25 protein-coding genes are annotated in these 26,407 nt (G+C 42.8%); 11 read left to right on the top strand and 14 right to left on the bottom strand.

The annotated features are described in order from the left end of the window. Positions 1 to 91: 91 nt before the first annotated feature. The 3 genes from E2K93_RS05735 to E2K93_RS05725 all read left to right on the top strand — a co-directional run bounded on the left by E2K93_RS05735 (position 92) and on the right by E2K93_RS05725 (position 6,747). The gene (locus E2K93_RS05735; protein ID WP_135438176.1) at positions 92 to 1,288 is read left to right on the top strand and encodes a multidrug effflux MFS transporter; all 1,197 of its coding nucleotides are present in this window, start codon (positions 92 to 94) and stop codon (positions 1,286 to 1,288) included. A gap of 723 nt (positions 1,289 to 2,011) precedes the next feature. Continuing rightward, positions 2,012 to 4,282: a S8 family serine peptidase gene (locus E2K93_RS17670; protein WP_189637862.1), complete on the top strand. Its 2,271-nt coding sequence runs from the start codon at positions 2,012 to 2,014 to the stop codon at positions 4,280 to 4,282. Then, on the top strand, positions 4,267 to 6,747 hold the full coding sequence (locus tag E2K93_RS05725) for an Ig-like domain-containing protein (protein ID WP_135438175.1): 2,481 nt from the start codon (positions 4,267 to 4,269) through the stop codon (positions 6,745 to 6,747). The genes E2K93_RS17670 and E2K93_RS05725 overlap by 16 nt, the downstream gene beginning before the upstream one ends. Before the next feature lie 81 nt (positions 6,748 to 6,828). On the opposite strand, the gene E2K93_RS05720 is transcribed toward E2K93_RS05725, so the two are convergent. From E2K93_RS05720 to cutA, 7 genes are all read right to left on the bottom strand, one after another. Next, positions 6,829 to 7,446 carry a PEP-CTERM sorting domain-containing protein gene (locus E2K93_RS05720; RefSeq protein ID WP_135438174.1) on the bottom strand — a complete coding sequence of 206 codons (618 nt, stop codon included), beginning with the start codon at positions 7,444 to 7,446 and terminating at the stop codon, positions 6,829 to 6,831. A gap of 315 nt (positions 7,447 to 7,761) precedes the next feature. Next, positions 7,762 to 7,929: an oxidoreductase-like domain-containing protein gene (locus tag E2K93_RS05715; RefSeq protein ID WP_135438173.1), complete on the bottom strand. Its 168-nt coding sequence runs from the start codon at positions 7,927 to 7,929 to the stop codon at positions 7,762 to 7,764. Between the two features lie 117 nt (positions 7,930 to 8,046). Beyond that, positions 8,047 to 9,393 carry an acetyl-CoA carboxylase biotin carboxylase subunit gene (gene accC, locus E2K93_RS05710; RefSeq protein ID WP_135438172.1) on the bottom strand — a complete coding sequence of 449 codons (1,347 nt, stop codon included), beginning with the start codon at positions 9,391 to 9,393 and terminating at the stop codon, positions 8,047 to 8,049. Between the two features lie 22 nt (positions 9,394 to 9,415). Then, positions 9,416 to 9,868, bottom strand: coding sequence for an acetyl-CoA carboxylase biotin carboxyl carrier protein (accB, locus tag E2K93_RS05705; RefSeq protein ID WP_135438171.1), 453 nt, complete (start codon positions 9,866 to 9,868; stop codon positions 9,416 to 9,418). Positions 9,869 to 9,894: 26 nt separating this feature from the next. Beyond that, positions 9,895 to 10,344, bottom strand: a complete 450-nt coding sequence (aroQ, locus tag E2K93_RS05700; protein WP_135438170.1) for a type II 3-dehydroquinate dehydratase — start codon at positions 10,342 to 10,344, stop codon at positions 9,895 to 9,897. 235 nt (positions 10,345 to 10,579) lie between these two features. Beyond that, positions 10,580 to 12,406, bottom strand: a complete 1,827-nt coding sequence (locus tag E2K93_RS05695; RefSeq protein WP_135438169.1) for a protein-disulfide reductase DsbD — start codon at positions 12,404 to 12,406, stop codon at positions 10,580 to 10,582. 3 nt (positions 12,407 to 12,409) lie between these two features. Next, positions 12,410 to 12,721 (bottom strand): divalent-cation tolerance protein CutA, encoded by a 312-nt coding sequence (gene cutA, locus E2K93_RS05690; RefSeq protein ID WP_135438168.1) that lies wholly within the window; start codon positions 12,719 to 12,721, stop codon positions 12,410 to 12,412. Positions 12,722 to 12,896: 175 nt separating this feature from the next. On the opposite strand from cutA, the gene E2K93_RS05685 reads away from it, so the two are divergent. The 5 genes from E2K93_RS05685 (at position 12,897) to E2K93_RS05665 (ending at position 16,877) form a co-directional block, all read left to right on the top strand. Continuing rightward, positions 12,897 to 13,430, top strand: a complete 534-nt coding sequence (locus tag E2K93_RS05685) for an FxsA family protein (RefSeq protein ID WP_135438167.1) — start codon at positions 12,897 to 12,899, stop codon at positions 13,428 to 13,430. A 142-nt stretch (positions 13,431 to 13,572) separates the two neighbouring features. Next, positions 13,573 to 13,863 (top strand): co-chaperone GroES, encoded by a 291-nt coding sequence (locus E2K93_RS05680; RefSeq protein WP_135438166.1) that lies wholly within the window; start codon positions 13,573 to 13,575, stop codon positions 13,861 to 13,863. A gap of 57 nt (positions 13,864 to 13,920) precedes the next feature. Beyond that, positions 13,921 to 15,573, top strand: a complete 1,653-nt coding sequence (groL, locus tag E2K93_RS05675; RefSeq protein WP_135438165.1) for a chaperonin GroEL — start codon at positions 13,921 to 13,923, stop codon at positions 15,571 to 15,573. Positions 15,574 to 15,738: 165 nt separating this feature from the next. After that, entirely contained in the window at positions 15,739 to 16,269 is a 531-nt protein-coding gene (locus E2K93_RS05670) for a DUF4136 domain-containing protein (RefSeq protein WP_135438164.1), read from the top strand. 98 nt (positions 16,270 to 16,367) lie between these two features. Then, complete coding sequence (locus E2K93_RS05665; protein WP_135438163.1) at positions 16,368 to 16,877, top strand: DUF3016 domain-containing protein; 510 nt, start codon at positions 16,368 to 16,370, stop codon at positions 16,875 to 16,877. Between the two features lie 29 nt (positions 16,878 to 16,906). Here E2K93_RS05665 and E2K93_RS05660 read toward each other — a convergent pair whose 3' ends face one another. The 3 genes from E2K93_RS05660 to epmB form a co-directional block, all read right to left on the bottom strand. Further along, positions 16,907 to 17,800, bottom strand: a complete 894-nt coding sequence (locus E2K93_RS05660) for a transporter (protein WP_135438162.1) — start codon at positions 17,798 to 17,800, stop codon at positions 16,907 to 16,909. An 82-nt stretch (positions 17,801 to 17,882) separates the two neighbouring features. Continuing rightward, entirely contained in the window at positions 17,883 to 18,191 is a 309-nt protein-coding gene (locus E2K93_RS05655; protein ID WP_135438161.1) for a hypothetical protein, read from the bottom strand. A gap of 20 nt (positions 18,192 to 18,211) precedes the next feature. Then, entirely contained in the window at positions 18,212 to 19,225 is a 1,014-nt protein-coding gene (gene epmB, locus E2K93_RS05650) for an EF-P beta-lysylation protein EpmB (protein WP_135438160.1), read from the bottom strand. 88 nt (positions 19,226 to 19,313) lie between these two features. Here epmB and efp point away from each other — a divergent pair, with 88 nt between their 5' ends. The 3 genes from efp (at position 19,314) to E2K93_RS05635 (ending at position 21,457) form a co-directional block, all read left to right on the top strand. Further along, a complete protein-coding gene (efp, locus tag E2K93_RS05645; RefSeq protein WP_135438159.1) occupies positions 19,314 to 19,883 on the top strand; it encodes an elongation factor P in 570 nt (189 codons plus the stop codon). A 117-nt stretch (positions 19,884 to 20,000) separates the two neighbouring features. Further along, positions 20,001 to 20,993 carry an elongation factor P--(R)-beta-lysine ligase gene (epmA, locus tag E2K93_RS05640; RefSeq protein WP_135438158.1) on the top strand — a complete coding sequence of 331 codons (993 nt, stop codon included), beginning with the start codon at positions 20,001 to 20,003 and terminating at the stop codon, positions 20,991 to 20,993. A gap of 77 nt (positions 20,994 to 21,070) precedes the next feature. After that, complete coding sequence (locus E2K93_RS05635) at positions 21,071 to 21,457, top strand: MerC domain-containing protein (RefSeq protein ID WP_135438157.1); 387 nt, start codon at positions 21,071 to 21,073, stop codon at positions 21,455 to 21,457. A 77-nt stretch (positions 21,458 to 21,534) separates the two neighbouring features. Here E2K93_RS05635 and glnG read toward each other — a convergent pair whose 3' ends face one another. The 4 genes from glnG to glnA all read right to left on the bottom strand — a co-directional run bounded on the left by glnG (position 21,535) and on the right by glnA (position 26,240). Beyond that, complete coding sequence (gene glnG, locus E2K93_RS05630) at positions 21,535 to 22,938, bottom strand: nitrogen regulation protein NR(I) (RefSeq protein WP_135438156.1); 1,404 nt, start codon at positions 22,936 to 22,938, stop codon at positions 21,535 to 21,537. 1 nt (position 22,939) lies between these two features. Further along, positions 22,940 to 24,052: a nitrogen regulation protein NR(II) gene (glnL, locus tag E2K93_RS05625; protein WP_323368251.1), complete on the bottom strand. Its 1,113-nt coding sequence runs from the start codon at positions 24,050 to 24,052 to the stop codon at positions 22,940 to 22,942. 56 nt (positions 24,053 to 24,108) lie between these two features. Further along, on the bottom strand, positions 24,109 to 24,633 hold the full coding sequence (locus E2K93_RS05620) for a DUF4124 domain-containing protein (protein WP_135438155.1): 525 nt from the start codon (positions 24,631 to 24,633) through the stop codon (positions 24,109 to 24,111). A 200-nt stretch (positions 24,634 to 24,833) separates the two neighbouring features. Next, positions 24,834 to 26,240 (bottom strand): glutamate--ammonia ligase, encoded by a 1,407-nt coding sequence (glnA, locus tag E2K93_RS05615; RefSeq protein ID WP_135438154.1) that lies wholly within the window; start codon positions 26,238 to 26,240, stop codon positions 24,834 to 24,836. Positions 26,241 to 26,407: the final 167 nt, after the last annotated feature.

The raw sequence follows: 26,407 nt of genomic DNA, 5'->3' as shown, positions 1-26,407 counted from the left end.
TAAAACAACGTTATTTTCTAACTAAAATCCGTTATACTGTAACATCTAGAATAACTTAATTTCATTCAAACCGTTAGGTGCACCCCCAAGCATGTCCCAAGTCGCTTTTGAGCAATCTTCTCCACGCATGGCGATATTGCTGCCGTTGCTCGCATCGATTGTCGCTATTACCCCGCTTGCTTTAGATTTGTATTTGCCTGGCATGTTAACCATCGCTAAGCATTTCAATACATCTATTGCCATTATTCAAAACTCATTAAGTGTGTATTTGGCTGGTTATGCGATGGGTTTATTGTTGTTTGGCCCTATGGTGGACAGTATTGGCCGACGTGGTTTGGCTTTGATTGGTTTATTTACCTTTAGCATCTGCTCTTTGTTATTGCCTTTGGTTGAAACTGCGCAGCAATTTAATATGTTGCGCTTCTTGCAAGCCTTTTGTGGCAGTGCTGCGACTGTTGTTGTGCCTGGAGTCATTCGTCAATTTTATGGCAAAGATACAGCCAAAGGCATGTCTTATGTCTCCATGATCATGATGTTGGCACCGCTCATTGCTCCGACCCTTGGCAGCCTAGTCATGTATTTCGTCAACTGGCAGGCAATGTTTTATTTTCTCTCTGGCTACGCCTTGCTTATATTTATTGGCAGTTATTTAAAGCTACCGGAAAGCACAGCACAAGAAACCGGCACCCGTAAAAAAATCGATATCATCGGCAGCTACAAAATTGTCTTGGGCTCTAAAGAGGCGCGTAAATACATTATTACCTCAATGCTGGTGTCGCTATCATTTTTTGCCTATCTCACGGCGATACCTTTTGTCTATCTAGAGATTTACCAAACCAGTGAGTTTGTGTTTAGCTTCTTATTCGGTATTAATGTTGTGTCTTTGATGATGGCGCAGTTTTTTAATAGCCGTTATGTATCAAGGCTAGGTTCAGAACGCATTCTTGTTGTTGCCTTTTATTTAGGCGTCTGCGCGGCAAGTGTCCTGGTGTTGGTGAATATCCTGCAGATGTCATTATTTTGGACTGTGATCTCTATCCTGCCGCTTATGGGGGCGATTTCATTGATCGCTGTTAATTCGGACTCACTTATTTTGATTGCCTTTGCTAATAATACCGGTACCGCGACCGCCGTCATTGGTACTTTAAGGTTTGGTATCGGCGCTTTGGCGGGGCCGATATTAACATTCTTTCATAATGACACGGCTTTGCCGTTTACTTTATTGATGTTTTCGGCCTTGATTTTAATAGGTATTTTTCAGTGGCAAAACATCAGAAAAGGCCTGTAGGCCGCGTGTTTGCTGCTATTTTTAACTATTTTGTTAATATTTTGTTTGAAAACCTCCATTTTGGGCTAAAACTCCGCTGGAGGCCTTATGTTTCATATCTTTTACAAAAAAAAATTAAATTTTTTTTTCTCCTTCCTAAACTTATTACGCCTTGAAAATTAATGACTTACCGAACCCTGTGTTCTGTAAGTTACGAACGAGTTGTTAACGACTGTATAATAACTGTACAAGTGGTTTGACTATTTGTTAATCTTTGCTTTATTGTGTTGCTGACAATAAAAACAATAACAAATGCGCTAATAATGCTTGGTGCGTAGAGATCATAAGGTCTCTATGCTTTTTTTTATCATTGAATAAGAGAAAGCGTACTCAACATTTTCAAATGAATTGTATAAGTAGTTAATTTGTTTTTAATTGGATGTCTACGATAGCTTTCCTAGTTTGCAGGGTGTTCTTTATTTTTGGTGTTACGTCGCCGTTAGTTTTAACGGTATAAACATAAGAATAATAGACAAATAATGCGTTAGGTTTTGTGTTGTGGGCTCCTCCTTTGGAGTCTGAATGATTAATTTATTTTCGCGCTCTCCGCGCAGGCCTCGTTTCGTGACTAAAAGGCGAGGTTCTTCATCATTATCAGTGTCAAAGCTGATTTTCTCCTTAGTCGTTATAGGAAGTTCAACTCAGGTCGCAGTAGCGAAACCTGACAACAGTAGATTGGACGTTTTGTTTAAGGCAAAAGCTGGCGTTAGTGACAAGCAAGTCAAAAAGCTGCTTAAGAAATTGCACGTTAAACAACTGAAAAAGTTCTCTAATATTAAAGCTGAGCTTATTTCAGTAGAGCAACAAAACGCTGAAGAAATCGTTTATCAATTAAATCAAAGTGAATTAATTGATTACGCAGAACTTGATTTGCCTATTAAAAATAGCGAAATCACTGCCAACGATACTTATTACACTAATGCTTGGCATTTACCTAAAGTGAATATGCCAGACGCATGGAGTATCTCAAAGGGCGACAATATCGTCGTCGCTGTCCTCGACTCAGGTGTTGACTCAAGTCACCCAGATCTTGCCGCTAATATGATCAGTGGTCGTAATGTCGTGGATGATAATTCAAATACCTCTGATATCTTCGGTCACGGAACCAAGGTAGCCGGTGTAGTTGCTGCTGCAAGTAACAACAGTCGCGGTGTTACATCTATAGCCTGGGACGCACAAATTATGCCGGTACGTGTAAGTACCGCCAGTAATGGTGTCGCTTATACCAGTCATATTGTTGAAGGCCTTACTTGGGCTGCCGAAAATGGCGCAGATGTCGTTAACATCAGTTATGATGCCGCTGATAGCACGTCTTTAGCTGACGCTGCTAATTACCTACGCTCGAAAGGTGGTTTGGCGGTGGTTGCTGCGGGTAACAACGGCAAATTACGTGACTGGAAAGATAATGCTAATTTAATCGTTGTGTCAGGCACCGATAGTAGCGATAACAAGGCCTCTTGGTCTAATTATGGTGACTATATCGATATTGCCGCTCCAGGTAATGGCATCTACACCACCAACTTAAGTTCTGGCGGTTACGGCAAACACAGCGGCACGTCGTTTGCGACTCCTGTCGTTGCGGGCGCTTTGGCATTATTAAAGTCATATGATACACGTGCTTCGGCTAGTCAAATCGAGTCTGCTTTATTTGCCGGTGCTGATGATTCAGTCCATTCAGGCAGCAAGTCTCAAGAATTTGGTCATGGTCGTCTAGACGTTTACGCATCGCTACAAAAACTTGGTGCAAACGGTCCAGCACCGGATCAAGAACCGCCTCAAGTAGATATCGTAAACGTAACTGACGGTCAGGAATTTGACCAAGATTATAAGGTTGTCGTATCGGCAACAGATAATGAAGAAGTTGCCTCAGTAATCTTATATGTCAATGGCGCATCTATTGGTACAGATACAAGTGCACCGTATGAATTCATTATTGAGCAAGAAAAATATCAAGATAGCACCATTGATCTTGAAGCCTTAGCGACTGATGCCTCAGATAACCAAGCAAGTTCAGATACCGTTCGCGCTCACGTCATCATTACAACGCCTACCGATAGTGATGGCGATGGTGTTCCTGATGATGAAGATGCGTTCCCTAATGATCCTGATGAAAGCAAAGATACCGATGGCGACGGTGTCGGTGATAATGCTGACGCGTTTCCAGAAGATCCAAATGAAACTAAAGACTCAGATGGTGATGGTGTAGGCGATAACGCTGATGCCTTTCCAAATGACCCGAAAGAACAACAAGATTCAGATGGTGATGGTGTAGGCGACAATGCTGATGCCTTTCCAAATGATGCAAAAGAAACAAAAGATTCAGACGGTGACGGTGTAGGCGATAACGCTGACGCATTTCCTAATGACCCGAATGAGCAAAAAGATTCAGACGGTGATGGTATCGGCGACAATGCAGACCCATACCCTAATGATCCTAGCAAGCCTAGCGATCCAGAGCCAACGCCTGAGCCAGAGCCAACGCCTGAGCCAGAGCCAACGCCTGAGCCAGAGCCAACGCCTGAGCCAGAGCCTAAGCCTGAACCAGAGCCAACGCCTGAACCAGAGCCAACGCCTGAACCAGAGCCAACGCCTGAACCAGAGCCAACGCCTGAACCAGAGCCAACGCCTGAGCCAGCGCCAGAACCAGAGCCAGCGCCAGAGCCTACACCAGATCCGGGCAATGGTGGTGTTGTCACACCAACACCTAACCCTGGTAACGGTAACACCAATCCAGATAATGGTGGTGACAATACCAATCCGAACAACGGTGGAGAAAATAACGGTGCCGACGATACCGAACCAACTGAGGGGACAGGTGGTGAAAATAGTCAACCAGATAATGGTGGCACAAACGATGACGACGGCCTACGAGAAATCGATGTAGGTGCCGGTAGTCTTTATTACTTACTAACATTATTAGCGCTATTCAGAGGACTAAAATGGCTACGAAAATAATAACTAAATTGCCTTGTACAATAACATTATTGTCGAGCTTGATTGCAGGCTCAGTATTAGCAAAAGATAAGCCTTTTGCTGAAGGGGAACTACTTATCGCACCTAAAGCAGGTGTTTCAGAAAAAGACTTTCAAGAAGTCATCGGCGGCAAAGGTGGCTCTGTTTATCGCAAACTAAAGCTACATAAACAGCAGATTGCCCGTATTAAAGTTCCAAAAGGCCAAGAAAAGAAGTTGATGGCTGAATTAAGCGAAAATCAACTCATCGATTTTGTTGAACCAAATTATTTGGTTGAAACATCAGAAGTAACACCTAACGATAACTATTATTCTAACGGCTGGCATTTATCGACGTTAGGTATGAGCCATGTATGGGGTCAAACGACCGGTCAAGGCATAACCGTTGCGGTACTTGACTCTGGTGTTATGAATAATCATCAGGATTTATCTGGTCAGGTATTGAGTGGTTATAACACCGCTAATAATACCACCGATACATCACCGATTACCGATCATGGTACCAAAGTTGCTGGTGTTATTGCGGCATTAAGTAACAATTCTCAAGGTGTCACGTCAATTGCGTGGGACAGTAAAATTCTGCCGGTACGTGTGACTAACGCAAGCAATGGTGCTGCTTATACCAGTGATATTGCTGAAGGTCTTATCTGGGCCGCTGATAACGGTGCTGACATTGCTAATATCAGTTACCGTATGTCTGATAGCAGCAGCTTTCTTAACGCTGCGAAATATTTTTACGATAAAGGCGGTATTGTCAGTGTTTCGGCTGGTAATGATGGTAACCATCTAAGCTGTAGTGAAAACCCACACATGCTTAAAATTTCCGCTACCGATAAAAATGGTAATCTAGCGTCATGGTCAAATTATGGTAACTGTATTGATGTCGCAGCCCCTGGTGTAGGCATTTATACCACCAAGCTATCACACGGTTATGGTTCAGTTAGTGGTACATCTTTTGCCGCGCCAGTTGTATCTGGTGTAGCCGCGGTGTTAATGGCAAAGAACCCACATTGGAGCAACGCTGATATCGAAGAAGCTATCAAGCAAACCGCTGATAAGTCTTCAAACAGTGGTAATTTTGATCCTAAGTTTGGCTACGGAATCATTGATGCGCAAGCAGCGCTTGCGTATAACAGTTCGGGCTCGGGCTCTGGTGACCAAACGGCACCTGAGGTGAGTATCGTTACTCCGACTAAATGGCAAACGGTTAACGGCATGGTCTCAGTTGAGGTTGATGCATCAGATAACGAGTCAATGGCTAATGTTGAATTACGTGTAGGTAACGAAGTTATCGGTACAGACAGCACCGCACCTTACGAGTTTGTGTTTGATAGTACTGAATTTAACAATGGTAGCTGGCAATTAACAGCAACAGCCAAAGATTCTACTGGTAACGAAGCTCAATCACAGGTTGGCGTTAACATTAATAATGACGACTCTGATCCAGAGCCAACACCAGACCCAGACCCAGATCCGGAACCAAATCCAAATGATAATGTCGCTCCTGAAGTGAGCTTTATTACCCCAGCTCGTTGGGAAAAAATCAGTGGCCATGTTCCAGTGAAAATCGCTGCAACGGACAATAACGATATCGCTAAAGTAGAGCTTAAGATTGGTAAAGAGGTTGTTGGTACCGATACCAGCGCGCCGTATGAGATGTCTTTAAACAGCTACAACTATAAAAATGGTAGCTGGTACTTGACGGCAATCGCGACGGATACCGCAGGTAATACGTCAGAAGTTCAAGTTGGTGTGAATATTAACAATGATGGTTCTGAACCAGAGCCTGAGCCGGATCCAGATCCAGATCCAACACCAAACCCAGATGATAATGTTGCCCCTGAAGTAAGTTTTATTACGCCGACTCGTTGGGAAAAAATCAGCGGTAGCGTACCAGTAAATGTTTCTGCGACAGACAACCATTCGATTGCTAAAGTTGAATTTCGAATTGGCGGCGAATTGGTAGGTACTGATACCAGTGCACCATATTCATTCACTTTGAATAGTAATGACTATAAAAATGGTAGCTGGTATTTAACGGCAATTGCGACGGACAGCGCAGGCAATGAATCTGAAGTTCAAGTTGGTGTCAACATCAATAATGATGGTTCACAACCTGATCCAGATCCGACGCCAGATCCTGATCCAACACCAGATCCGGGTGGAGATGATAATATCGCGCCAGAAGTTAGCTTTGTTACACCAACACGTTGGCAAAAAGTCAGTGGCACGATCACTGTCAAAGTTAACGCATCAGATAATGATTCAATGGAAGATGTCGAATTACGTATCGGTAAACACTATATTGGTACGGACACAAAAGCACCGTATGAATTTGAAGTGGATACCAATGATTTTGTAAACGGCAGTTGGTACTTAAAGGCAACCGCAACAGATGCCTCTGGTAATGCAACGGAAGTGCAAATGGGTGTGAATATCAATAACTAATCATTTGATTTTAAACATCAGATATAAAAAAGCCCCACTTATGTGGGGCTTTTGTTTATTTATTTCGTTCTAATGCTGAGACTATAGTTTCGCTGCGATCTTTTTGCGAGATATCAAACCCAGCAAAGCAAGTGACATTATAACCAATGAGCTTGGCTCAGGCACTTCGGTAGGTGGTTCTTGACACTCAGATAGCGGTTGTACTGAATCGTTGTCACATAATGGCGCGCCACTCCAAATCGCAATATGCGAAATAGAATTGTTCTCAGGCCAGAAGTTTCTCATCACGATATCCATCATGCCATCCCAACCGGTAATATCAAATAGATATCTAGCAGGGTCGCCGCTACCGCCTTTCACCTCGAAGAAACAACCATTGTCTTGGCAATTCGCTGCATCGCCACCATCAAACGACACGGTGCCGCCTTCAGGGTCTACAGCAGGATTGTATACCGTTGAATAGTAATCGGCATAGCTGCCTTCATCACTACCACCGACGTTGCTCTTATATAAAAGTTCATCAACTTTTACACCGAATAATTCATAAATATCTTCGGGCTTGTTACCACTATTGTCATCTGACGTGGCACAGAAACTAGATCCTGTCTCACAAGCTGCTGGGTCTAAAATTAACTCAGCATAAGCCTGGCTGGTGAAAGCCGTCAAAATAAACAAGGCCAGTAACCTTATTGTTTTCATAATTAACCTCTTTTCGGATTTATCTGTCTTTTAAGAGCAAATATCAGACCAGAAATATAATTACCTTAAATATCAATGCATTAAGGCGTCGTTTTCTATGTGTTCTTTTGTATCTGTAAAGAAAGCTGACAGTAGAAAAGTCGCTGAAAAACTTAGCTTTTTTTAGCTGTAAATTAATTATGGTAGGTATTTTTATAAAGCGCCAATAAAGGCGACAAGTAAAAACTAGCCAACACCAAATCTGCAATATTTTACGGCGTTGACTAGAGTGTTGATTTTCAGAGGGATTAAAGCGAGTGCAGGTATTTAGTTGAACTAGCTATCAGCTTGTTGCTGGGCTTTAAGTTCGGCTTGTTGAACACGCCATTGTTGTAATTCGGCGTAATAACGATCCCATACACACGGGTTACAGGCACCGCTTTCACAACATTCTCCATCTGCGGGAGGGTAAGGTTTCTCGACAATGTTTATTTCATTAGACATTTTATAACCGCTTGTCTGTTTGTCATAGCTGATGTATCTATAATAACCTGTCTATTAAACAGAAAAAACCCTGCCAAAGCAGGGTTTTTATCAATTTATCAACAACAGGAATTGGGCTTATTCAATTTCAGCCAATTTCTTTTCAAGGTAATGGATATTCGCACCGCCGCGGCCAAAACCAGCGTCAGCCATAATATCTTCTTGTAGTGCGATATTGGTTTTAATGCCATCGATAACCAATTCATCCAGAGCATTTTTCATGCGGGCAATAGCCACTTCGCGGGTCTCACCGTAGGTGATCAGCTTACCAATCATAGAATCATAGTGAGGCGGCACTGAGTAATCCGTGTACACATGTGAATCCCAACGCACGCCCATACCACCTGGTGAATGGAAGCGAGTGATTTTACCCGGTGAAGGAATAAAAGTACGTGGGTCTTCGGCGTTAATACGACACTCAATAGCGTGACCAGTTACTTTGATATCGTCTTGAGTAAGCGTAAGTTTTAGACCAGAGGCAACACGTAATTGCTCTTTGATTAAATCCACGCCAGTAACCATTTCCGTAACTGGGTGTTCAACCTGAATACGGGTATTCATCTCAATAAAGTAGAATTCACCGTTTTCAAATAAAAACTCAAACGTACCGGCGCCGCGATAGCCAATTTCAACACAGGCGTTACAACAACGAGCACCAATTGCCGCACGAATTTCTTCTGTGATGCCTGGTGCAGGCGCTTCTTCAACGACTTTTTGATGACGACGTTGCATAGAACAATCACGCTCACCTAGGTGAATCGCACCGCCTTGTCCGTCAGCCATAACTTGAATTTCAACGTGACGTGGGTTCTCAAGGAATTTCTCCATGTAAACGACGTCATTGTTAAAGGCAGCACGTGCTTCTGCTTTGGTCAATTGAATAGACTCAAGCAAATCTGCTTCTTCGCGCACAACACGCATACCACGACCACCGCCGCCACCAGATGCTTTGATGATAACAGGGTAACCAATACGACGACCATGAGCTAAATTAGCTTCTTCATCTTCGGTTAACGGGCCATCTGAACCAGGTACACAAGGAACACCAGCTTTCTTCATTGCTTCGATTGCTGAAACCTTGTCACCCATTAAGCGAATAGCGTCAGCTTTTGGACCAATAAATGCGAAGCCTGAATCTTCAACTTGCTCGGCAAAATCAGCATTTTCTGCCAAAAAGCCGTAACCTGGGTGAATACCATCAGCGTCAGTTACTTCAGCAGCAGTGATGATACGTGGAATATCCAAGTAGCTCTCTGTGGCTGCAGGTTTACCGATACAAATGGTTTCATCTGCTAATAGAACATGTTTAAGGTTTCTATCAGCTGTTGAGTGAATAGCAACCGTTTTGATGTCTAGCTCTTTACAAGCGCGTAAAATACGCAGAGCAATTTCACCACGGTTGGCAATAACAACTTTTTTTAACATGGAATCAATCTTCCCTTGTTGTTTATTCGATTACGAATAGTGGCTGATCAAATTCAATAGTGTCTTCGTTTTCTGCAAGAATCTGTTTGATCACGCCAGACTTATCAGCTTCAATTTGGTTCATCATTTTCATTGCTTCTACGATACAAAGTGTATCGCCAGCATTTACGTGTTGACCAACTTCAACAAAGTTTGCTGTTTCAGGAGATGACGCTGCGTAAAAAGTACCAACCATTGGAGAACGCACAACGTGACCTGATAATGCGTCACTTGCTGCAGGTGCTTCAGCCGCTGGAGCAACTGGTGCAGCAGCAGGCGCTGCTACTGGAGCAGCCATCGGAGCAGCCATTGGAGCAGCTACCATAGTAGCGCCACGGCTGATGCGTACTGACTCTTCACCTTCAGCAATTTCCAGTTCACTGATACCTGAGTCTTCAACCAGCTCGATTAGTTTTTTGATTTTACGAATATCCATTGGTACACCTTTAATAATGTTTTTATCTAATTTTTATTCAAAGTTTGATGCGCGTATTGCAGTGCATAGTGATAACCCGATGCACCCAATCCACATATAACCCCGTCAGCAATATCTGACAGGAATGAATGATGTCTGAATTCCTCGCGTGCATGAACATTGGATAAATGCACTTCAACAAACGGTATGTTGACGGATAACAAAGCGTCTCGCAGAGCCACACTCGTATGCGTAAATGCCGCTGGATTGATGATAATAAAGTCGACCTGATTAAAGGCGCTATGTATCGCATCTATCAATTCATGTTCAGCATTGCTTTGCGTGTGCAACAATTCAATATTTAAGTTGTCGGCACTGGCCTGCAATTGATTGACAATGTCAGTTAACGAGTGAGAACCGTATACTTCTGGCTCACGTTTACCCAACATATTTAAGTTGGGGCCATTTAACAGCAAAACTTTAAACTTTGTCGTCATTTGCAGAGAAATCCCTGTTATTTTTTGTTATTGGAAAATTCAGTCTATTTTATATACAAAAGTTTGCTTAATTTCTTAATAAATCGCAACTTTTTTCCAAGATTGCGCACATTATAGTTATTTTCGAAGAAATTAGCAGCAAAATACTGGTCTAATCACTCAGTTAGGTCGCCGCAAAGAAAAAAGCTCTGCCAATTATTATCTGACAGAGCTTTTGCTTGAATGGTGCTTAAATTTAATTAAAAATTCGATTTATATGAGCGGCAAATTCATCCGCGCCCATAAATCCGGTTACTCTTTGTTGTGTTAATTCATTACCTTGTTTGTCAAAAAACAAAATAGAAGGTAAGCCAAACACGTCAAAATGTTCCATAAGTTCAATGCTTGAATCGGTGCCGGTATCCGTCAAATCTATTTGAATCATGACGGTGTTATGCAAAGCTTGTTGCACATTATTTTTTGGAAAAGTGTACTTTTCAAACTCTTTACAGGCGATACACCAATCAGCATAAAGGTCGACCATAACCGTCTGTCCTTCGCTGTTCGCTATTGCAACTTGTTGATTTAGCTCGCTCAGAGTCGATACCTTAACGAATTCTTTGTGTGCTGCTGCGGCACTATGCTGCGGCGTAAATACCGTTTGATAGGCCAAATTGGCACCAAAAAACAACATCACAAAAATCGCTAGCGAGCGCAGTCCAAACCAAAATCCTTTGGCGTCATTATTGGTGTTGGAATTAACCACATAAAAATACGTCGCGGTGGCCAACAGCAATGCGGCCCATAGTAGCTGACTCGCGACCACTGGCAAGAAGCGCTCTAACAAGAATACCGGTACAGCTAACAGCAAGAAACCGAAGATGTTTTTAATAACCGTCATCCAATTACCAGCTTTCGGCAACAACTTACCGCCTGAACTACCTAGCACCAATAACGGTAAGCCCATACCTAAACTTAATGCATACAGCGCAGATGCACCGACGATGACATCCCCTGATTGGGCAATATAAATTAACGCGCCGGTTAACGGGGCCGTGGTACAAGGCGAGGCAACCAAACCTGATATTGCCCCCATTGAAAACACCGATGACATGGCGCCGCCTTTTTGGCTATTGCTGAGCTCTGTCAGTTTATTTTGCCAAGACGCAGGTAGGGCCAAATTAAACACACCAAACATCGACAGTGCTAAAAATATAAACAGTAAGCTCAGCACGATTAATACGATAGGGTGCTGAAAGGCGGCCTGAAATTGCGCACCAGCTAGGGCTACAACGACACCTAATATGGTGTAGGTGATGGCCATACCTTGTACGTATGAAAATGACAAACTAAACGCCCGACGCGTGGTTAGTCCTTCACCTTGACCGACTATGATACCGGTCAATATTGGGTACATAGGAAACACACACGGCGTAAATGACAGCAATATACCCAAACCAAAAAAGGTTAATAACACCCAAAATAAGTTGTCCGAATCTAAGCTTGCTGCCAGCGTGTCTTGTTCACTCACTTGAGTGGTTAGGCTGTTATCGCTAAGTTTGGTCGACGTTAGTGGTTGATTGCCGCCACTGATACTATCAAGTACCGCGGCAGCAGGTTGCTCAGTAAAGGCATCGATGGGTACTTGCTTTTTGGTTGGTGGATAACACAAACCTTTTTCAGCACAGCCTTGGTAGGTGATGCTAAGCTGTGCATCGCGACTAACCGAGGTTAAATCAATAGTGAATTTCAGTTGTTGGTAATAAACCTGTTGAACGCCGAAGTACTCGTCTTCATGTTCTTCACCTTGAGGCAAAGTCGGCATTGTAAATTCAGCATTGTCAGCGCTAAATTTAAATTTATCACGGTAAATATAGTAGCCTTCTGCGATAGAAAAATAGACTTCCAGCTTTTGCTCGTGCTGATTAAAGTCAAAGCGAAATGCTTCATCTACCGGTAGAAACTCTTGATCATTGGAGAGCAGATTATCGACTGCGGATGTATCAAAGATTGAGTCTTGTCCCTTCACATTAGCGGAGGTGACAAGCAATAAAACAGATAATATTAAACTTATTAGGCGCATGGTTTACTTCACAGATTCGTTTATCCAAGCCAAGTATTGTTGGCTCCCTTGCGTGATATCCAAAGCAATTATTTCTACGACATCGTAGGGGTGTAGTGCCTTGATAGTCGACTCGAGTTCACTGAATAAGCAAGATTTGCTTTTTATAATCAGCGTAATTTCGTCGTCTTCTACTATATCACCTTGCCATTGATAAACCGATTTTACATTGGTCATTATATTAACACAGGCGGCAAGTTTATCATGTACCAAGCGCTTGGCAATCTTTGATGCCACCTCGTTATTGGGGCAATTACACAATACAATTTGATACATTATTCCTGTTACTCCATGTTGTACGTATTAACTATTGATTTTACTCACCAAAATGTCATTTTGGTAATGTTTTTCGTTACTACTTTTATCGCATGTCCTTGCTTGTTGCTTGAAAAAGACCCGAAAAGCCCAATATTAGTTTCATAGATTTATTTTTTGAGTGAAGTTGCACACCATGTTTAGAGTGTTGTTTTTGTTATTTATCATCATGCCGATTATCGAAATTATGGTATTGATGAATGTCGGTGCCTTGATTGGCGCATTGCCAACCATTGTTCTGGTTATTGTTACCGCTTGGCTTGGTGCCAAAATGGTGCGCCAGCAAGGATTAGCAACCTATCAATCGGTACAACACAAACTTGCTCAAGGACAAATGCCATCAGATGAAATCATCGCGGCCTTATTGCTGCTTGTTGCCGGTGTGTTGCTGCTGACACCAGGTTTTATTACTGATGGCTTTGGTTTGGCGTTACTGTGGCCTGTGTCACGCGGGGCTATTGTTAAGCTGGTGCAGCAACAATTAGCAAAATCGCAAAAAAATGGTTCGGCGTTTTTCTATACCAATGTCAATCAACAACAGGATTTTCAAGACTTTTATCAACAGCAAGGTTCGCAAGCCAACCCATTCCAACAAAATGATGACGTTATCGATATCGAAGCCGATAGCAAGACTATCGATGCGGATAAAAATAACAAGCGTATAGAATAATTGCAGTAACGCTTCTGATTGAATGGCTTGGCTAAAAAAATTGCAAATTTTTAGGCCTAGCCCTTGAAAAGATGGCGACCAACCCCTATCTGCTTTAAACATAAATACTTAAAAATTCTCAAAAGAATATCAGGAGAAATAAATGAGCATTCGTCCTTTACATGATCGTGTGATTATCAAGCGTAAAGAAGTTGAAACCAAATCTGCTGGTGGCATTGTCTTAACGGGTAGTGCGGCTGAAAAGTCGACTCGTGGTGAAGTAATTGCCGTTGGTAACGGTCGCATTCTTGAAAGCGGTGAAGTTCGTCCTTTGGATGTGAAAATCGGTGATCAAGTGATCTTCTCTGAAGGTTACGGCGCAAAAACCGAAAAAATCGATGGTGAAGAAGTTCTGATCCTAAGCGAAGCCGACATTTTGGCTATCGTAGAATAAGCCTAAACTCATTTATACATCCCTTTGCGGATAAAAAAGATTTAAAGGAAAATAAAAATGGCAGCAAAAGACGTTTTATTTGGTAATGACGCACGCACTAAGATGCTAAGCGGCGTAAACATTCTTGCAGATGCAGTTAAGGTAACATTGGGACCAAAAGGTCGCAATGTGGTATTGGATAAGAGCTTTGGTGGTCCAACAATCACTAAAGACGGTGTTAGCGTTGCAAAAGAAATCGAACTTGCAGACAAGTTTGAAAACATGGGCGCGCAAATGGTTAAAGAAGTTGCTTCTAAAGCCAATGATGAAGCGGGTGACGGTACAACAACCGCAACCGTGTTAGCACAAGCTATTGTAAACGAAGGTTTAAAATCAATTGCTGCCGGCATGAACCCAATGGATCTTAAACGTGGTATCGACCAAGCAGTTATCGCTGCCGTTGCCGAGCTAAAAGATCTATCTACGGCATGTGCTGATAACAAAGCGATTGAGCAAGTTGGTACCATTTCAGCTAACTCTGATACTACTGTTGGCTCTATCATCGCTACGGCAATGGATAAAGTTGGTACAGAAGGTGTTATTACCGTTGAAGAAGGTCAAGCCCTTACTGATGAGCTAGACGTTGTTGAAGGTATGCAATTTGACCGTGGTTACCTATCGCCATACTTCATTAATAATCAAGAAAACGGCAGTGTTGAACTTGAAAGCCCGTTTATCTTACTTGTTGATAAGAAAATTTCTAATATCCGTGAATTGCTAACAACCCTTGAAGGCGTTGCTAAAGCGGGTAAGCCATTGCTTATTATTGCTGAAGACGTTGAAGGCGAAGCCTTAGCAACTTTAGTTGTTAACAACATGCGTGGCATTGTCAAAGTGGCTGCGGTTAAAGCACCTGGTTTTGGTGACCGTCGTAAAGCGATGTTACAAGATATCGCTGTGTTGACAGCTGGTACTGTTATTTCTGAAGAAATCGGTATGGAGCTTGAAAAAGCAACATTAGAAGATCTTGGTCAAGCTAAGCGCGTGGTTATCTCTAAAGATAACACCACTATCATCGATGGTATCGGTGAAGAAGCTGAAATCAATGGTCGTGTCACGCAAATTCGTGGCCAAATCGAAGACACAACGTCAGACTACGATCGCGAAAAACTGCAAGAGCGTCTAGCTAAATTGGCTGGCGGTGTTGCGGTAATCAAAGTTGGCGCGGCGACTGAAGTTGAAATGAAAGAAAAGAAAGCCCGTGTTGAAGATGCATTGCATGCAACACGTGCCGCGGTTGAAGAAGGTGTGGTTGCCGGTGGTGGTACAGCCCTTGTTCGTGTTGCTGACAAGATCAAAGATCTTGAAGGTGCTAACGAAGATCAAACCCACGGTATCAACGTGGCTCTTCGTGCCATGGAAGCACCCCTTCGTCAAATCGTAAGTAACTGTGGTGATGAAGCATCCGTGGTTCTTAATGAAGTGCGCAATGGCGAAGGTAACTATGGTTACAACGCCGCTAACAGCACCTACGGTGATATGTTGGAAATGGGTATCCTAGATCCGACCAAAGTAACTCGTAGTGCACTTCAGTTCGCAGCCTCAGTAGCAAGTTTGATGCTAACTACCGAAGCTATGGTGACCGAAGCGCCACAAGATGCAGCAGCTGCACCTGCAATGCCTGATATGGGCGGCATGGGTGGCATGGGCGGTATGGGCGGCATGATGTAATCTGCGCCACGCTATGTGCTGAAAAAGCCTCGTCTTAGACGGGGCTTTTTTGTGAGTTACAGTCAATAACAAATTAATAGCAAAGGGCTACACATAATCATTACGCAAATTGTAAAGTTATTGTTATTATTGACATAAGTAGCAAACTTAGCCGAGATAATAATAATGCGTAATATTCTAATTTTACTTTTTGTCACCACCCTAGCTGCCTGTGTTCAGGTTACCGATGAAGAAGCAATGGCAGAAAGACAACTAGCTATTTCCAGCAGTCACGATAAAGACCTAGTGCTGGACAGTAATACCACCTACGCCTTTACCCCATTACAAGAAACCGATCATGGCCAGCGCTTTCCAGCGTTTACCGCAGAAATTGAGCGCTACCTTAACAGCCAAGGATTTCGCCAAGTTGAAGCCGATCAACAGCCAACGTTTTTTATTGGCTATATTCTCGAACGTGAAGAAGATTTCAGTGATGAACAGTTATCTGAAACATTTGGTTTAAATCCAGGATTACCTGACTTGCCAAATCTAGAAAAAGGCACAATGTTGATGTTCGTGTTAGACGGTGAAACCAAACAATTTGCATGGCGCGGTGCGGCGCAAGGGTTTGTTATCGACGATATTGATGAACAAGAGCGCCAACACCGTATTCAGATTATTGTTGGCTCTATGTTAAGACAGTTTGTAGGCAATTAATTACCATACGACAACGAACTATTACAATTTCGATTAAACTTTACTAAACAAGGTGTTGTCTACTTATTAAACGCTGATGTAAAGATAAGGTGATAGAGATGAAATTAGTGAACAAGTTTATTTCGGTTATATGCGCAACCATGCTGGTATCAACCTATGCGATGGCTGGACAGGCCAAAGTAAATTGGGTTGACCCAGACAGTTATACCGACATTGAACCAGGCGATGAGCCACGTAGCCGTTTTGAGGCACGAGTGTTTAAAGAACTGGAAGAGCATATTGCGGAACTCGCGGCAAAGTTGCCAGAAGGGCAAACGCTAACAATGGACATTACCAATGTCGATTTAGCCGGTGATGTGCGCTATATGGTTGGACCAAATAACGCGACTATTCGTGTGATTGAAGATTTGTATTTCCCGAAAATGCGTTTTAAGTACCAGCTAACCGATGCCAGCGGTGCAAAGCTCAGCTCAGGTGAAGAGCATATTAAAGATATGGGCTTTTTTAACTCACCAGGCAGCGGTATGCATCATGAGAATTTCAAGTATGAAAAAGTCATGTTAACGGACTGGTTTAAAGAAACGTTTATGCGAGATACGAAACAATAATACTCAATAGGTGGCGATAGCCACCTTTTTTATTGCCAACGATACGCCCACGCGACAGCGACCACATCAACATCATTACCTCGCTTGGTGGTAATGCCTTTATTGGCTATAAACTTAACACTGTGTTGCGAATTTATTGCGTAGCTGTAGGTTATACCGCCACGAAAATTGCCGGTTTTATCCGCTCGTTTATCACCATCGACATAGGTATCACCACCGAAATAGTAATTGGCATTAAAGGAGATCCAGTGGCCGGGTTGAAAGTCGTAGATAAGGTGAGACTGAATATTATAAACCGGGTCTTGTTCAAAAGTTTGATCGTATAACAGCTCGGTATTATTGGTAAAAAACTTAGCTGAGACGGCAGCGTCGAATTCCCAATTACCAAATGGGATGGACATGCCTATTTCCGGTTTAAAGAACCAACGATTAGAGCCGATGTTGAGTACATATTGCTTGTCGTAAGCGCCGGTTGGTATACCAACTTGTAAACTGGCGCCAATAACCATGGTTTTTGGTTGTTTAACAAATTCTGATAATTCCATGGCTTTGGCACCATAGAAGTTGTAATTGAGGCGCATAAAGGTGTCAGTCATGCCACAGTAACGACGTTCAACCCGATCACCGAGATATATCGCTTCACCGTCAGCACATGCTTGTCCGCCGGCGATATCAAATTTACTGGCATTGCCAAACATTGAAAAGGTATAAGCATAGGCAACCCCAGGACCGTCAATGTCTAGGGTTAAGTCTTCGACCGGCACGTCCGGTGTGGTATACACATCACCTTTGGTTTTTATGTATAAAGCACCAATAAAATTTTGATCGATAGGGATGTTTATGTACGAGCGAGGATCCAGTTCCTTAGCAAAGGATTGCTGACTGACAGCGAGTAAAGGTAGCAGCCAAAACCGACGACACATGCTCATAATTTCCTGAGGTTTTATATTATTGTTAACCCCAGTATGATCGCTTTATCGTCGATTTTGCAACTTTAAGTCTGCTTTATTGTTGTTGGTACAAAGATTCAAATTTACCAATCAGTGAATACAACAACTCAATCTTTTTCACCATGGTCGCTAGTAATTCATTGTTTTGCGTTTGTTGCCACACCAACAACTCATTGGCGATCTCTTCGATATACGGCTGAAAGGTGTCGGCCTTTACCGTAAAGTCGCCGTTTTGGGGAAAGATGGATTGGAAGTTGGCCTGTTTATCCGCACGTAATTCTGTCAGCGTTGCATCGACTTTTAAAGATCGCTTTAGTAACTGTGAGATGTTTTCAATCAGGTGTTTTTCAATCGATTTGTTCATAAAAATATACTTTTCTTTGTCTATAAATTCAGTGGGGTTTTATTGGCTTCACCAGCAAGTTCCTGCACAACTTTAGGCATTAAAAAGCCTGGCAAGTTGGCCATCATTTTTTTGGCTATTGATTTCGCTTGGTGTAAGTCTACATGAAAATGGGCAGCGCCTTTCACCGGATCGAGTAAGTGCAGATAATACGGCAAAATATCGACACTAAATAGCTTTTCCGACAAGTCACATAATGTTTGCGCATCATCATTAATACCTTTTAATAACACGCTCTGATTGAGCACCAAAATATCGTGTTGCTTTAACATCATGACCGCTCGGCTCAAATCATCACAAATTTCATTGCTGTGATTAATATGCAACACCATTATTATGCGCAAGCGGGATTCACTTAATGTAGAGAGTAATGCTGGATTGATTCGACTGGGTATTACCACCGGTAGGCGCGTGTGGATTCGCAGTCGAGTGATATGAGCAATGTTATTTATTTGCTCAATTAACCACTGCAAATGACTGTCTTTTGCCATCAGTGGATCGCCGCCGGAAAAAATCACTTCATTGATTTCTTCGTGCTGCTTAATGTAATCGATAGCCTCTTGCCAACGTTGTTTATTGGGGCTGTTATCTTGATAGGGGAAATGACGGCGAAAACAATAACGACAATTCACCGCGCAACCGGCCTTAACAATCATTAGCACACGGTTTTTGTATTTGTGCAATAACCCTTCAGCCACGGTGTCGTGTTCTTGCAATGGATCACTGACAAAACCCTCGACATCGCTAAACTCTTCACTGCGCGGCATCACTTGTTGCAGTAGAGGATCTTCGATGTTGTTTTTCTGCATTTTTTCGATAAACGGTCGCGGTACTCGCACCGGAAATAACTTTCTTGCTGGAAAGTGTGAACTGTATTTGTTCTCGTCTATATTTAGCATAGACAAGAGTTGTTTGGGGTCGGTGACAACATTCGCCAACTCTTTTTCCCAAAAGCTATGCACATTGTCTTCAATTCGGGTTATTATTTGCGTCATCAAAAATCTCTACGGGTAAATACCTTGCGTATTTATCTTGGTGACAGATTTTAATCTATTAGAGAACACAAATACATAAGAGAACACTATGGGCAATTATAGTACTAATGAATTTAAAAATGGCCTTAAGTTAATGATTGACGGTGAGCCATGCAATATTCTGGAAAATGAGATTGTAAAGCCAGGTAAAGGTCAGGCCTTTAACCGCGTTAAAATCCGTAAATTAATATCAGGTAAAGTTTTAGAAAAGACTTTCAAATCAGGTGAATCTGTTGAAGGTGCCGATGTGATGGAAACGGATTTAGGCTATTTATATGCCGATGGCGAATTCTGGCACTTTATGAACAATGATACCTTTGAGCAAATTGCCGCCGATGAAAAAGCGGTTGGTGATAATGTTAAATGGCTGAAAGAAGGTGACATGTGTACCATCACTTTGTGGGATGGCAATCCGATTTCAGTTACCCCACCTAACTTTGTTGAATTGGAAATCATTGAAACCGATCCTGGTCTAAAAGGTGATACTGCAGGCACTGGCGGTAAACCAGCGACCTTGAGTACAGGCGCTGTGGTTCGTGTTCCTTTATTCGTGCAAATTGGCGAAGTGGTTAAGGTAGATACACGCAGTGGCGAGTATGTATCTCGCGCTGGTAAGTAATTACTTACATATCATAAAGCAAATACCAAAGAGGTTAGCATAAGGCTAACCTTTTTCATTTGTGTCATTAGCGTACGTGGCACAAGGTGACGGCAAGATAAAATTTGGAACAAGGCTATGGCAAGCAATAACCCCCATGATTGGCAACCAAGTGCGACTCGACAAGTACTGAAACAACGCGCCGAGCTAATGGCAAAAATACGTCAATTTTTTGCCGAGCGTGATGTTATGGAAGTGGAAACGCCAAGCTTGTCAGCGGCAACGGTAACCGATGTTCACCTTGAAAGTTTTAGCACCGAATTGCTCGCCAGTGCACACCAAAGTAATGATGCACAAACTTTGTATTTACAGACGTCGCCAGAATTTGCCATGAAACGCTTACTCGCTGATGGCAGTGGTTGTATTTACCAAATCTGTAAAGCGTTCCGCAATGAGCTTGCTGGTCGTTTTCATAACCCAGAATTTACCATGCTTGAATGGTACCGTGTTGGTTTTGATCATTTTCAATTGATGGCGGAACTTGATCAGTTAATGCAAACGGTGTTGTCTTGCCAAGCGGCGCAATCTTTGACTTATCAGCAGGCGTTTATCGATTATGTTGGCGTTGATCCATTAACTGCCGATATCGAGCAACTTAAGCAGCAAGTTAATCGACATAACTTAGATGCCGACTGGATATTGGCTGAATCTGATTTCGATACAATATTACAATATCTATTTGCCGAGTTAGTTGAGACCAATATTGGTCAAAAAAGCCCTTGTTTTATTTATAATTTCCCTGCATCTCAAAGTGCTTTGGCACGAATTGATGACCAAGATGAGCGTGTCTCGAGGCGCTTTGAGTTGTATTTTAAAGGCATTGAATTGGCGAATGGGTTCCATGAATTGACCGACGCTGATGAGCAAGCAAGGCGCTTTACTAAAGACAATGCTTGGCGTAAGCAACATGGCCTAGCAGAAAAACCTATCGATGATCGTTTATTGGCGGCATTACAATCCGGTTTGCCCGATTGTGCTGGCGTTGCATTGGGGCTTGATCGGTTGGTAATGCTGGCGCTACAACAAACACATATTGACAACGTTATTAGCTTTTCCGTTAACAAGGCGTAACAAAAAATACCTGTTATACTGTTCAAGTTGTGATATTATCACTTTTTTAAAATTCACGTTCTTAATGGGTAGACAATATGTTGGACAGACTTGGCATTACAGCGACATCACTTTGCGCACTGCATTGTATTTTGTTGCCTGTGTTATTGCCGGTATTGTCATTGTTAGGACTTGAAGCGTGGGCCTCTCACGAAGCAGAGCATATGTTTCTGTTTGCTACCTTGGTTTTGGGCTCAGTAGCGTTGTTTTCGGGTTTTAAACGTTATCACCGCAAAATATACCCTTTTTACCTGTTGTTCCTTGGTGGTTTCATCTATTGGCATAAGCACAGTGTCGACGAAAGCGTGCAACCGTTGATGATCATTGTCGGCGCAGTATTGTTGGTCGCAGCGCATGTCGTTAATTTAAAACTGTGTAATAACTGTCGCAGTTGCAGTGACCATGAATGTGGCGCACAAAGTTAGTCGAAGCAAACGCAAATGAATTTCAAAAAAGGGGAAGCTTAGCTTCCCCTTTTTGCGTCTATTATTGCCGTCGTAGGCTAATACAATTCTTTTAACTTACGAGTTAAGGTGTTGCGACCCCAGCCTAATTTCTTCGCTGCTTCTTGTTTATGGCCATGGGTAAAGTTCAATGCTCTGTCTAAACAAATTCGTTCAAATTCAGGTACCGCATTGGCGAGGATATCACGTTCACCACTTTGCAATTGTTTGTCGACCCAAATAGATAATAGCTGTTGCCAATCACCAATACCGTTGTCGTCGCTTTGCACTTGCGGTGCGGCAGAGATTTCCGCTGGCATGTCACTGACTAGGATTTCCTTACCACTGGCCATAACGGTTAAATAGCGACAGGTATTTTCCAGTTGGCGCACATTACCTGGCCAATCACATTGCTGCATAAACTTAATGGATTCTTTGGCGATAGACTTACTTTCAACACCAAGTTCACTTGCCGCTAGGCTAAGAAAATGCTTGGCCAATTGTTCAATGTCCTCTTTACGTTCACGCAAACTTGGCAATTGCACACGTATGACGTTTAAACGGTGGAATAAATCTTCACGAAATTCACCTTTTGCCACTCTGTCTTCTAGGTTCTGATGAGTCGCGGCAATAATACGTACATCGACTTTGATCGGATTATGACCACCGACTCGGTAAAACTCACCGTCCGCTAATACTCGCAATAAACGAGTTTGCACGTCAATCGGCATATCGCCAATTTCATCAAGAAACAAGGTACCGCCATGGGCTTGCTCAAACCGCCCTTGGCGCACAGAATTGGCGCCAGTAAAGGCGCCTTTTTCATGACCAAATAATTCCGATTCAATCAAATCTTTCGGTATCGCCGCCATATTCAATGGGATAAAAGGTGCATTTTGGCGCGGACTGTGTGAGTGCAAGGCATTGGCTACCAGCTCTTTACCTGTGCCTGATTCACCATTAATCAACACGCTGATGCTAGAGCGTGACAAGCGACCTATGGCACGAAAAACCTCTTGCATGGCCGGTGCTTCACCGATGATGCCAACCCCAGCAGGTTTGCTGGTTGACGCACTTTTCTTGGCGCTCTGTTCTTGTACGTGATCGAGTGCTCGCTGCGATAATGACACTGCTTCATCAATATCAAAAGGTTTTGGTAAATACTCGAATGCGCCACCTTGATAGGCGTTTACCGCACTGTCTAAATCGGAATGGGCGGTCATGATGATGACTGGCATATCTGGGAAAGCATCATTGATGCGAGATAATAATGTCATGCCATCCATATTAGGCATACGAATGTCAGAAATAATCACTTGCGGCTGACTAAAGTCTAGCGCCGATAGTATGTCGTTTGCGTTACTAAATGAGGTACAACTGATGTCAGCACTTTTTAAGGCTTTCTCCAATACCCAGCGAATTGAGCTGTCATCATCTACAATCCATACTTGTTCTGCGTTCATCTTAGGTTCTCTTAGGTAAAGGTAAAATAATGGAAAATTCGGTACGGCCTGGGTAGCTGTGGCACACCAGTTTGCCATGATGTTGGTGCACAAGCGTTTGCGCTATCGATAGACCTAAACCAGTACCATCACTGCGTCCTGACACCATGGGATAGAATATGGTGTCTTGAATGTCGGCAGGAATGCCTGGACCATTGTCGATTATCGATAATTTCACCGCTAATTTGATCTTCTTACCATTAACGGTTTGATTGGTCGCTATGCGTGTTTTGATTTTGATTTTGCCGTTTTCGGGTAATACTTGAATGGCGTTACCAATAATGTTGAGCAATGTTTGTTGTAGCTTTTCCGTATCGATTTCAATATCTGGAATCGACGGATCATAGTCACGAATAAATTCGATATTTTTATCGTTATCAAGACTGACCAACTGATGCACTTTTTCGGCTATTTCATGGATATTATGCAGACTCAGAGTGGGTAATTGATTTGGGCCAAGTAGCTGGTCAACAAGATTGGTTAAGCGATCCGCTTGCTCGATGATCATTGCCGTGAACTCGCGTTGTTCTGGCAGAATTTCTTTATCCAACAATTGTGCCGCGCCGCGCAAGCCGCCTAACGGGTTTTTAATTTCATGAGCTAGGCCACGTATCAAATCTCGTGCTGCTTCCCATTGTTGCTCTTGAAATACTTCAAGAGAAATCTCTTTTTGCTTATCGATACGACGACATTCTAACAACAGGTGTTCTTGATCATTAAAGAGAGCGACTGAGGCGGTGACTTCGACGGTAATGTGATGACCTTCGATAAATTCAAATACCACATCTGAATCAGTAAAGTCTTGTCCGCTGCTTAGCACTTGCTGCAGGCGTTCGTCGGTGACGCTGCAATGGGTGAATACCTCAAGAACTTTTTGTTGATAGAGCCTGTTCAAGCTTTTACTAAGTAATGCTTCAGCGGCGGTATTGAGGTATTGAACCTTGAGATTTTCGTCAAGCACTATCACAGCGGTAACCATCTGCGATACCATCTGATTGGCGTAAAATTGACGTATTTCTTTTAAACTGTTGTTGGTAAACAAGGTTTTCTCCATTGCACCAATGTGGTGCGGCATTTATTGTAGTGTAATAAAATGCCTAGGCTTTTGCACCTAAATGGAAGAGTAAATGGTTAATTTACCCTTGCACGGTGCAAATAAACGGTTCTTTCCTTGGATGATGCAATAACCTTGCCTTGATTGTTCAATAGTTCTAATTTTATTTTGTGCTCGCCACGATCAACGTCACGCAGAATAAATACCGAACGGGTTTGCGGTTCACCATAGACTTCGCCATTAAATATCAGGCGTACAGAGAAGCCTCGTTTAAAGACTGGTGCTACTCGACCTGAAATATAGATAGATCCTGAATTGTCGCGAATCGTTGCATGATCTTCAGGTTGTGATATTTCAACCTGATACTCTTCTTCAACAACGCGAGGACTGATGTCGAGTACCGAGGTATCGACAGATGAGATGATGGTTTGCTTGTTATTAACTTCGATTTCTTCAGCAACTTCTTCAGCACCTGGCTTTGGGCTATCTGAAAACACTAAATCACCGTTTTCATTGCGCCACACGTAAACCTTGTCCGCTGCGTCTACGAGAGGCGCAATGGCGGCAAACAACAGGGCGAATAACAATGCATACCTAAACATTTACTTTCCTTTGTATGAATGCGCTTTTCACTTCATTAGCGCGTTGGTCGTTATTGTACCTATCCTATAACAATAACGATATTTCTAATTTAACCAAATATTTAGCGAGACGCCAGTAAATTTTATTGGCGACCGCGAGGATTAAATATGTGCCCCACAAAAAAGCCCGCAGAAGCGGGCTTTTCTAAAGGAGTAAGCGATTAAACGCTGTAGTACATTTCGAACTCAACTGGGTGAGTTGTCATGTTAAGTTGCTCAACTTCTTCACGCTTAAGACCAACGTAAGCGTCAATCATGTCGCTGTCCATTACGCCACCAGCAGTCAAGAATTCTTTGTCAGCTTCTAGAGCGTCAAGAGCTTCTTCTAGTGATGATGCAACTTGTGGGATAGCAGCTGCTTCTTCAGCTGGTAGGTCGTACAAGTCTTTGTCCATAGCGTCGCCAGGGTGAATCTTGTTTTTGATACCGTCAAGGCCAGCCATAAGCATTGCAGTGAATGCTAGGTATGGGTTACCAGTTGGATCAGGGAAACGTACTTCGATACGACGTGCTTTTGGTGAAGGTACTACCGGGATACGGATAGAAGCAGAACGGTTACGAGCAGAGTAAGCTAGCATAACTGGTGCTTCGAAACCTGGAACCAAACGCTTGTATGAGTTAGTCGACGCGTTAGTAAATGCGTTGATTGCTTTAGCGTGCTTGATGATACCGCCAATGTAGTAAAGAGCCGTTTCAGACAGGCCGCCGTACAAATCACCAGAGAAAAGGTTAACACCGTCTTTAGCTAGTGATTGGTGAACGTGCATACCAGTACCGTTGTCACCAACTAGTGGCTTAGGCATGAAAGTCGCTGTTTTACCGTATGCGTGTGCAACGTTGTGAACAACATACTTGTAGATTTGAACTTCATCAGCTTTGTTAACCATGGTGTTGAAACGACAAGCAATTTCGTTTTGACCAGCGGTTGCTACTTCATGGTGATGCGCTTCAACAACAAGACCCATCTCTTCCATTACAAGACACATAGCTGAACGCAAGTCTTGTGATGAATCTACTGGAGCTACTGGGAAGTAACCACCTTTAACGCGAGGACGGTGACCGTGGTTGCCATCTTCGTATTCGGTAGCGCTGTTCCAGTGAGCTTCTTTATCGTCAATGCTGTACATTGCGCCAGCCATGTTAACGCTGAATTTAACGTCATCAAATACGAAGAACTCTGGCTCTGGACCAACAAGGATGCTGTCAGCAATACCTGTAGAGCGCATGTACTCTTCAGCGCGCTTAGCTACTGAACGAGGGTCACGGCTGTAACCTTGCATGGTTGCAGGCTCTACGATGTCACAACGGATGTTAAGAGTAACTTCTTCAGTGAACGGGTCAAGAACTGCAGTAGATGCGTCAGGCATCAATACCATGTCAGATTCGTTAATACCTTTCCAACCAGCGATAGAAGAACCATCGAACATTTTACCATCTTCGAAGAAGTCTTCATCAATTTGATGATAAGGAAGAGAAACGTGTTGCTCTTTACCTTTTGAATCAGTGAAGCGCAGGTCAACGAACTTAACGTCGTTTTCTTTGATTAAATCTAAAACTGCTTGTGACATGGAAGTCTCCGTATTTATTGCAGGTTAATTATTAAAATAACTTGTTAGTCGATTAACGACCGGATTGGCTAAAGATAAGCTAAATTCGTGCCAACTTTTTAACGCCTTAATATATAAGGGTTTAGCAAAATCACCATAATTTACACTAATTATAATGGATCTTTCTG

The organism is Thalassotalea sp. HSM 43, from assembly GCF_004752005.1.
GTDB lineage: Bacteria > Pseudomonadota > Gammaproteobacteria > Enterobacterales > Alteromonadaceae > Thalassotalea_A.
This window is presented reverse-complemented; position numbering and strand designations above follow the sequence as displayed.

Coding starts and splice junctions, on each gene's coding strand:
- E2K93_RS05685 (WP_135438167.1), top strand. CDS start 12,897: ATGTTTAGAGTGTTGTTTTTGTTATTTATCATCATGCCGATTATCGAA.
- E2K93_RS05665 (WP_135438163.1), top strand. CDS start 16,368: ATGAAATTAGTGAACAAGTTTATTTCGGTTATATGCGCAACCATGCTG.
- E2K93_RS05660 (WP_135438162.1), bottom strand. CDS start 17,800: ATGTGTCGTCGGTTTTGGCTGCTACCTTTACTCGCTGTCAGTCAGCAA.
- epmB (WP_135438160.1), bottom strand. CDS start 19,225: ATGACGCAAATAATAACCCGAATTGAAGACAATGTGCATAGCTTTTGG.
- groL (WP_135438165.1), top strand. CDS start 13,921: ATGGCAGCAAAAGACGTTTTATTTGGTAATGACGCACGCACTAAGATG.
- glnA (WP_135438154.1), bottom strand. CDS start 26,240: ATGTCACAAGCAGTTTTAGATTTAATCAAAGAAAACGACGTTAAGTTC.
- E2K93_RS05620 (WP_135438155.1), bottom strand. CDS start 24,633: ATGTTTAGGTATGCATTGTTATTCGCCCTGTTGTTTGCCGCCATTGCG.
- E2K93_RS05720 (WP_135438174.1), bottom strand. CDS start 7,446: ATGAAAACAATAAGGTTACTGGCCTTGTTTATTTTGACGGCTTTCACC.
- E2K93_RS05655 (WP_135438161.1), bottom strand. CDS start 18,191: ATGAACAAATCGATTGAAAAACACCTGATTGAAAACATCTCACAGTTA.
- accC (WP_135438172.1), bottom strand. CDS start 9,393: ATGTTAAAAAAAGTTGTTATTGCCAACCGTGGTGAAATTGCTCTGCGT.
- glnL (WP_323368251.1), bottom strand. CDS start 24,052: ATGCCGCACCACATTGGTGCAATGGAGAAAACCTTGTTTACCAACAAC.
- glnG (WP_135438156.1), bottom strand. CDS start 22,938: ATGAACGCAGAACAAGTATGGATTGTAGATGATGACAGCTCAATTCGC.
- E2K93_RS05680 (WP_135438166.1), top strand. CDS start 13,573: ATGAGCATTCGTCCTTTACATGATCGTGTGATTATCAAGCGTAAAGAA.
- E2K93_RS05715 (WP_135438173.1), bottom strand. CDS start 7,929: ATGTCTAATGAAATAAACATTGTCGAGAAACCTTACCCTCCCGCAGAT.
- E2K93_RS05695 (WP_135438169.1), bottom strand. CDS start 12,406: ATGCGCCTAATAAGTTTAATATTATCTGTTTTATTGCTTGTCACCTCC.
- E2K93_RS05670 (WP_135438164.1), top strand. CDS start 15,739: ATGCGTAATATTCTAATTTTACTTTTTGTCACCACCCTAGCTGCCTGT.
- efp (WP_135438159.1), top strand. CDS start 19,314: ATGGGCAATTATAGTACTAATGAATTTAAAAATGGCCTTAAGTTAATG.
- E2K93_RS05735 (WP_135438176.1), top strand. CDS start 92: ATGTCCCAAGTCGCTTTTGAGCAATCTTCTCCACGCATGGCGATATTG.
- epmA (WP_135438158.1), top strand. CDS start 20,001: ATGGCAAGCAATAACCCCCATGATTGGCAACCAAGTGCGACTCGACAA.
- E2K93_RS05635 (WP_135438157.1), top strand. CDS start 21,071: ATGTTGGACAGACTTGGCATTACAGCGACATCACTTTGCGCACTGCAT.
- aroQ (WP_135438170.1), bottom strand. CDS start 10,344: ATGACGACAAAGTTTAAAGTTTTGCTGTTAAATGGCCCCAACTTAAAT.
- cutA (WP_135438168.1), bottom strand. CDS start 12,721: ATGTATCAAATTGTATTGTGTAATTGCCCCAATAACGAGGTGGCATCA.
- E2K93_RS05725 (WP_135438175.1), top strand. CDS start 4,267: ATGGCTACGAAAATAATAACTAAATTGCCTTGTACAATAACATTATTG.
- accB (WP_135438171.1), bottom strand. CDS start 9,868: ATGGATATTCGTAAAATCAAAAAACTAATCGAGCTGGTTGAAGACTCA.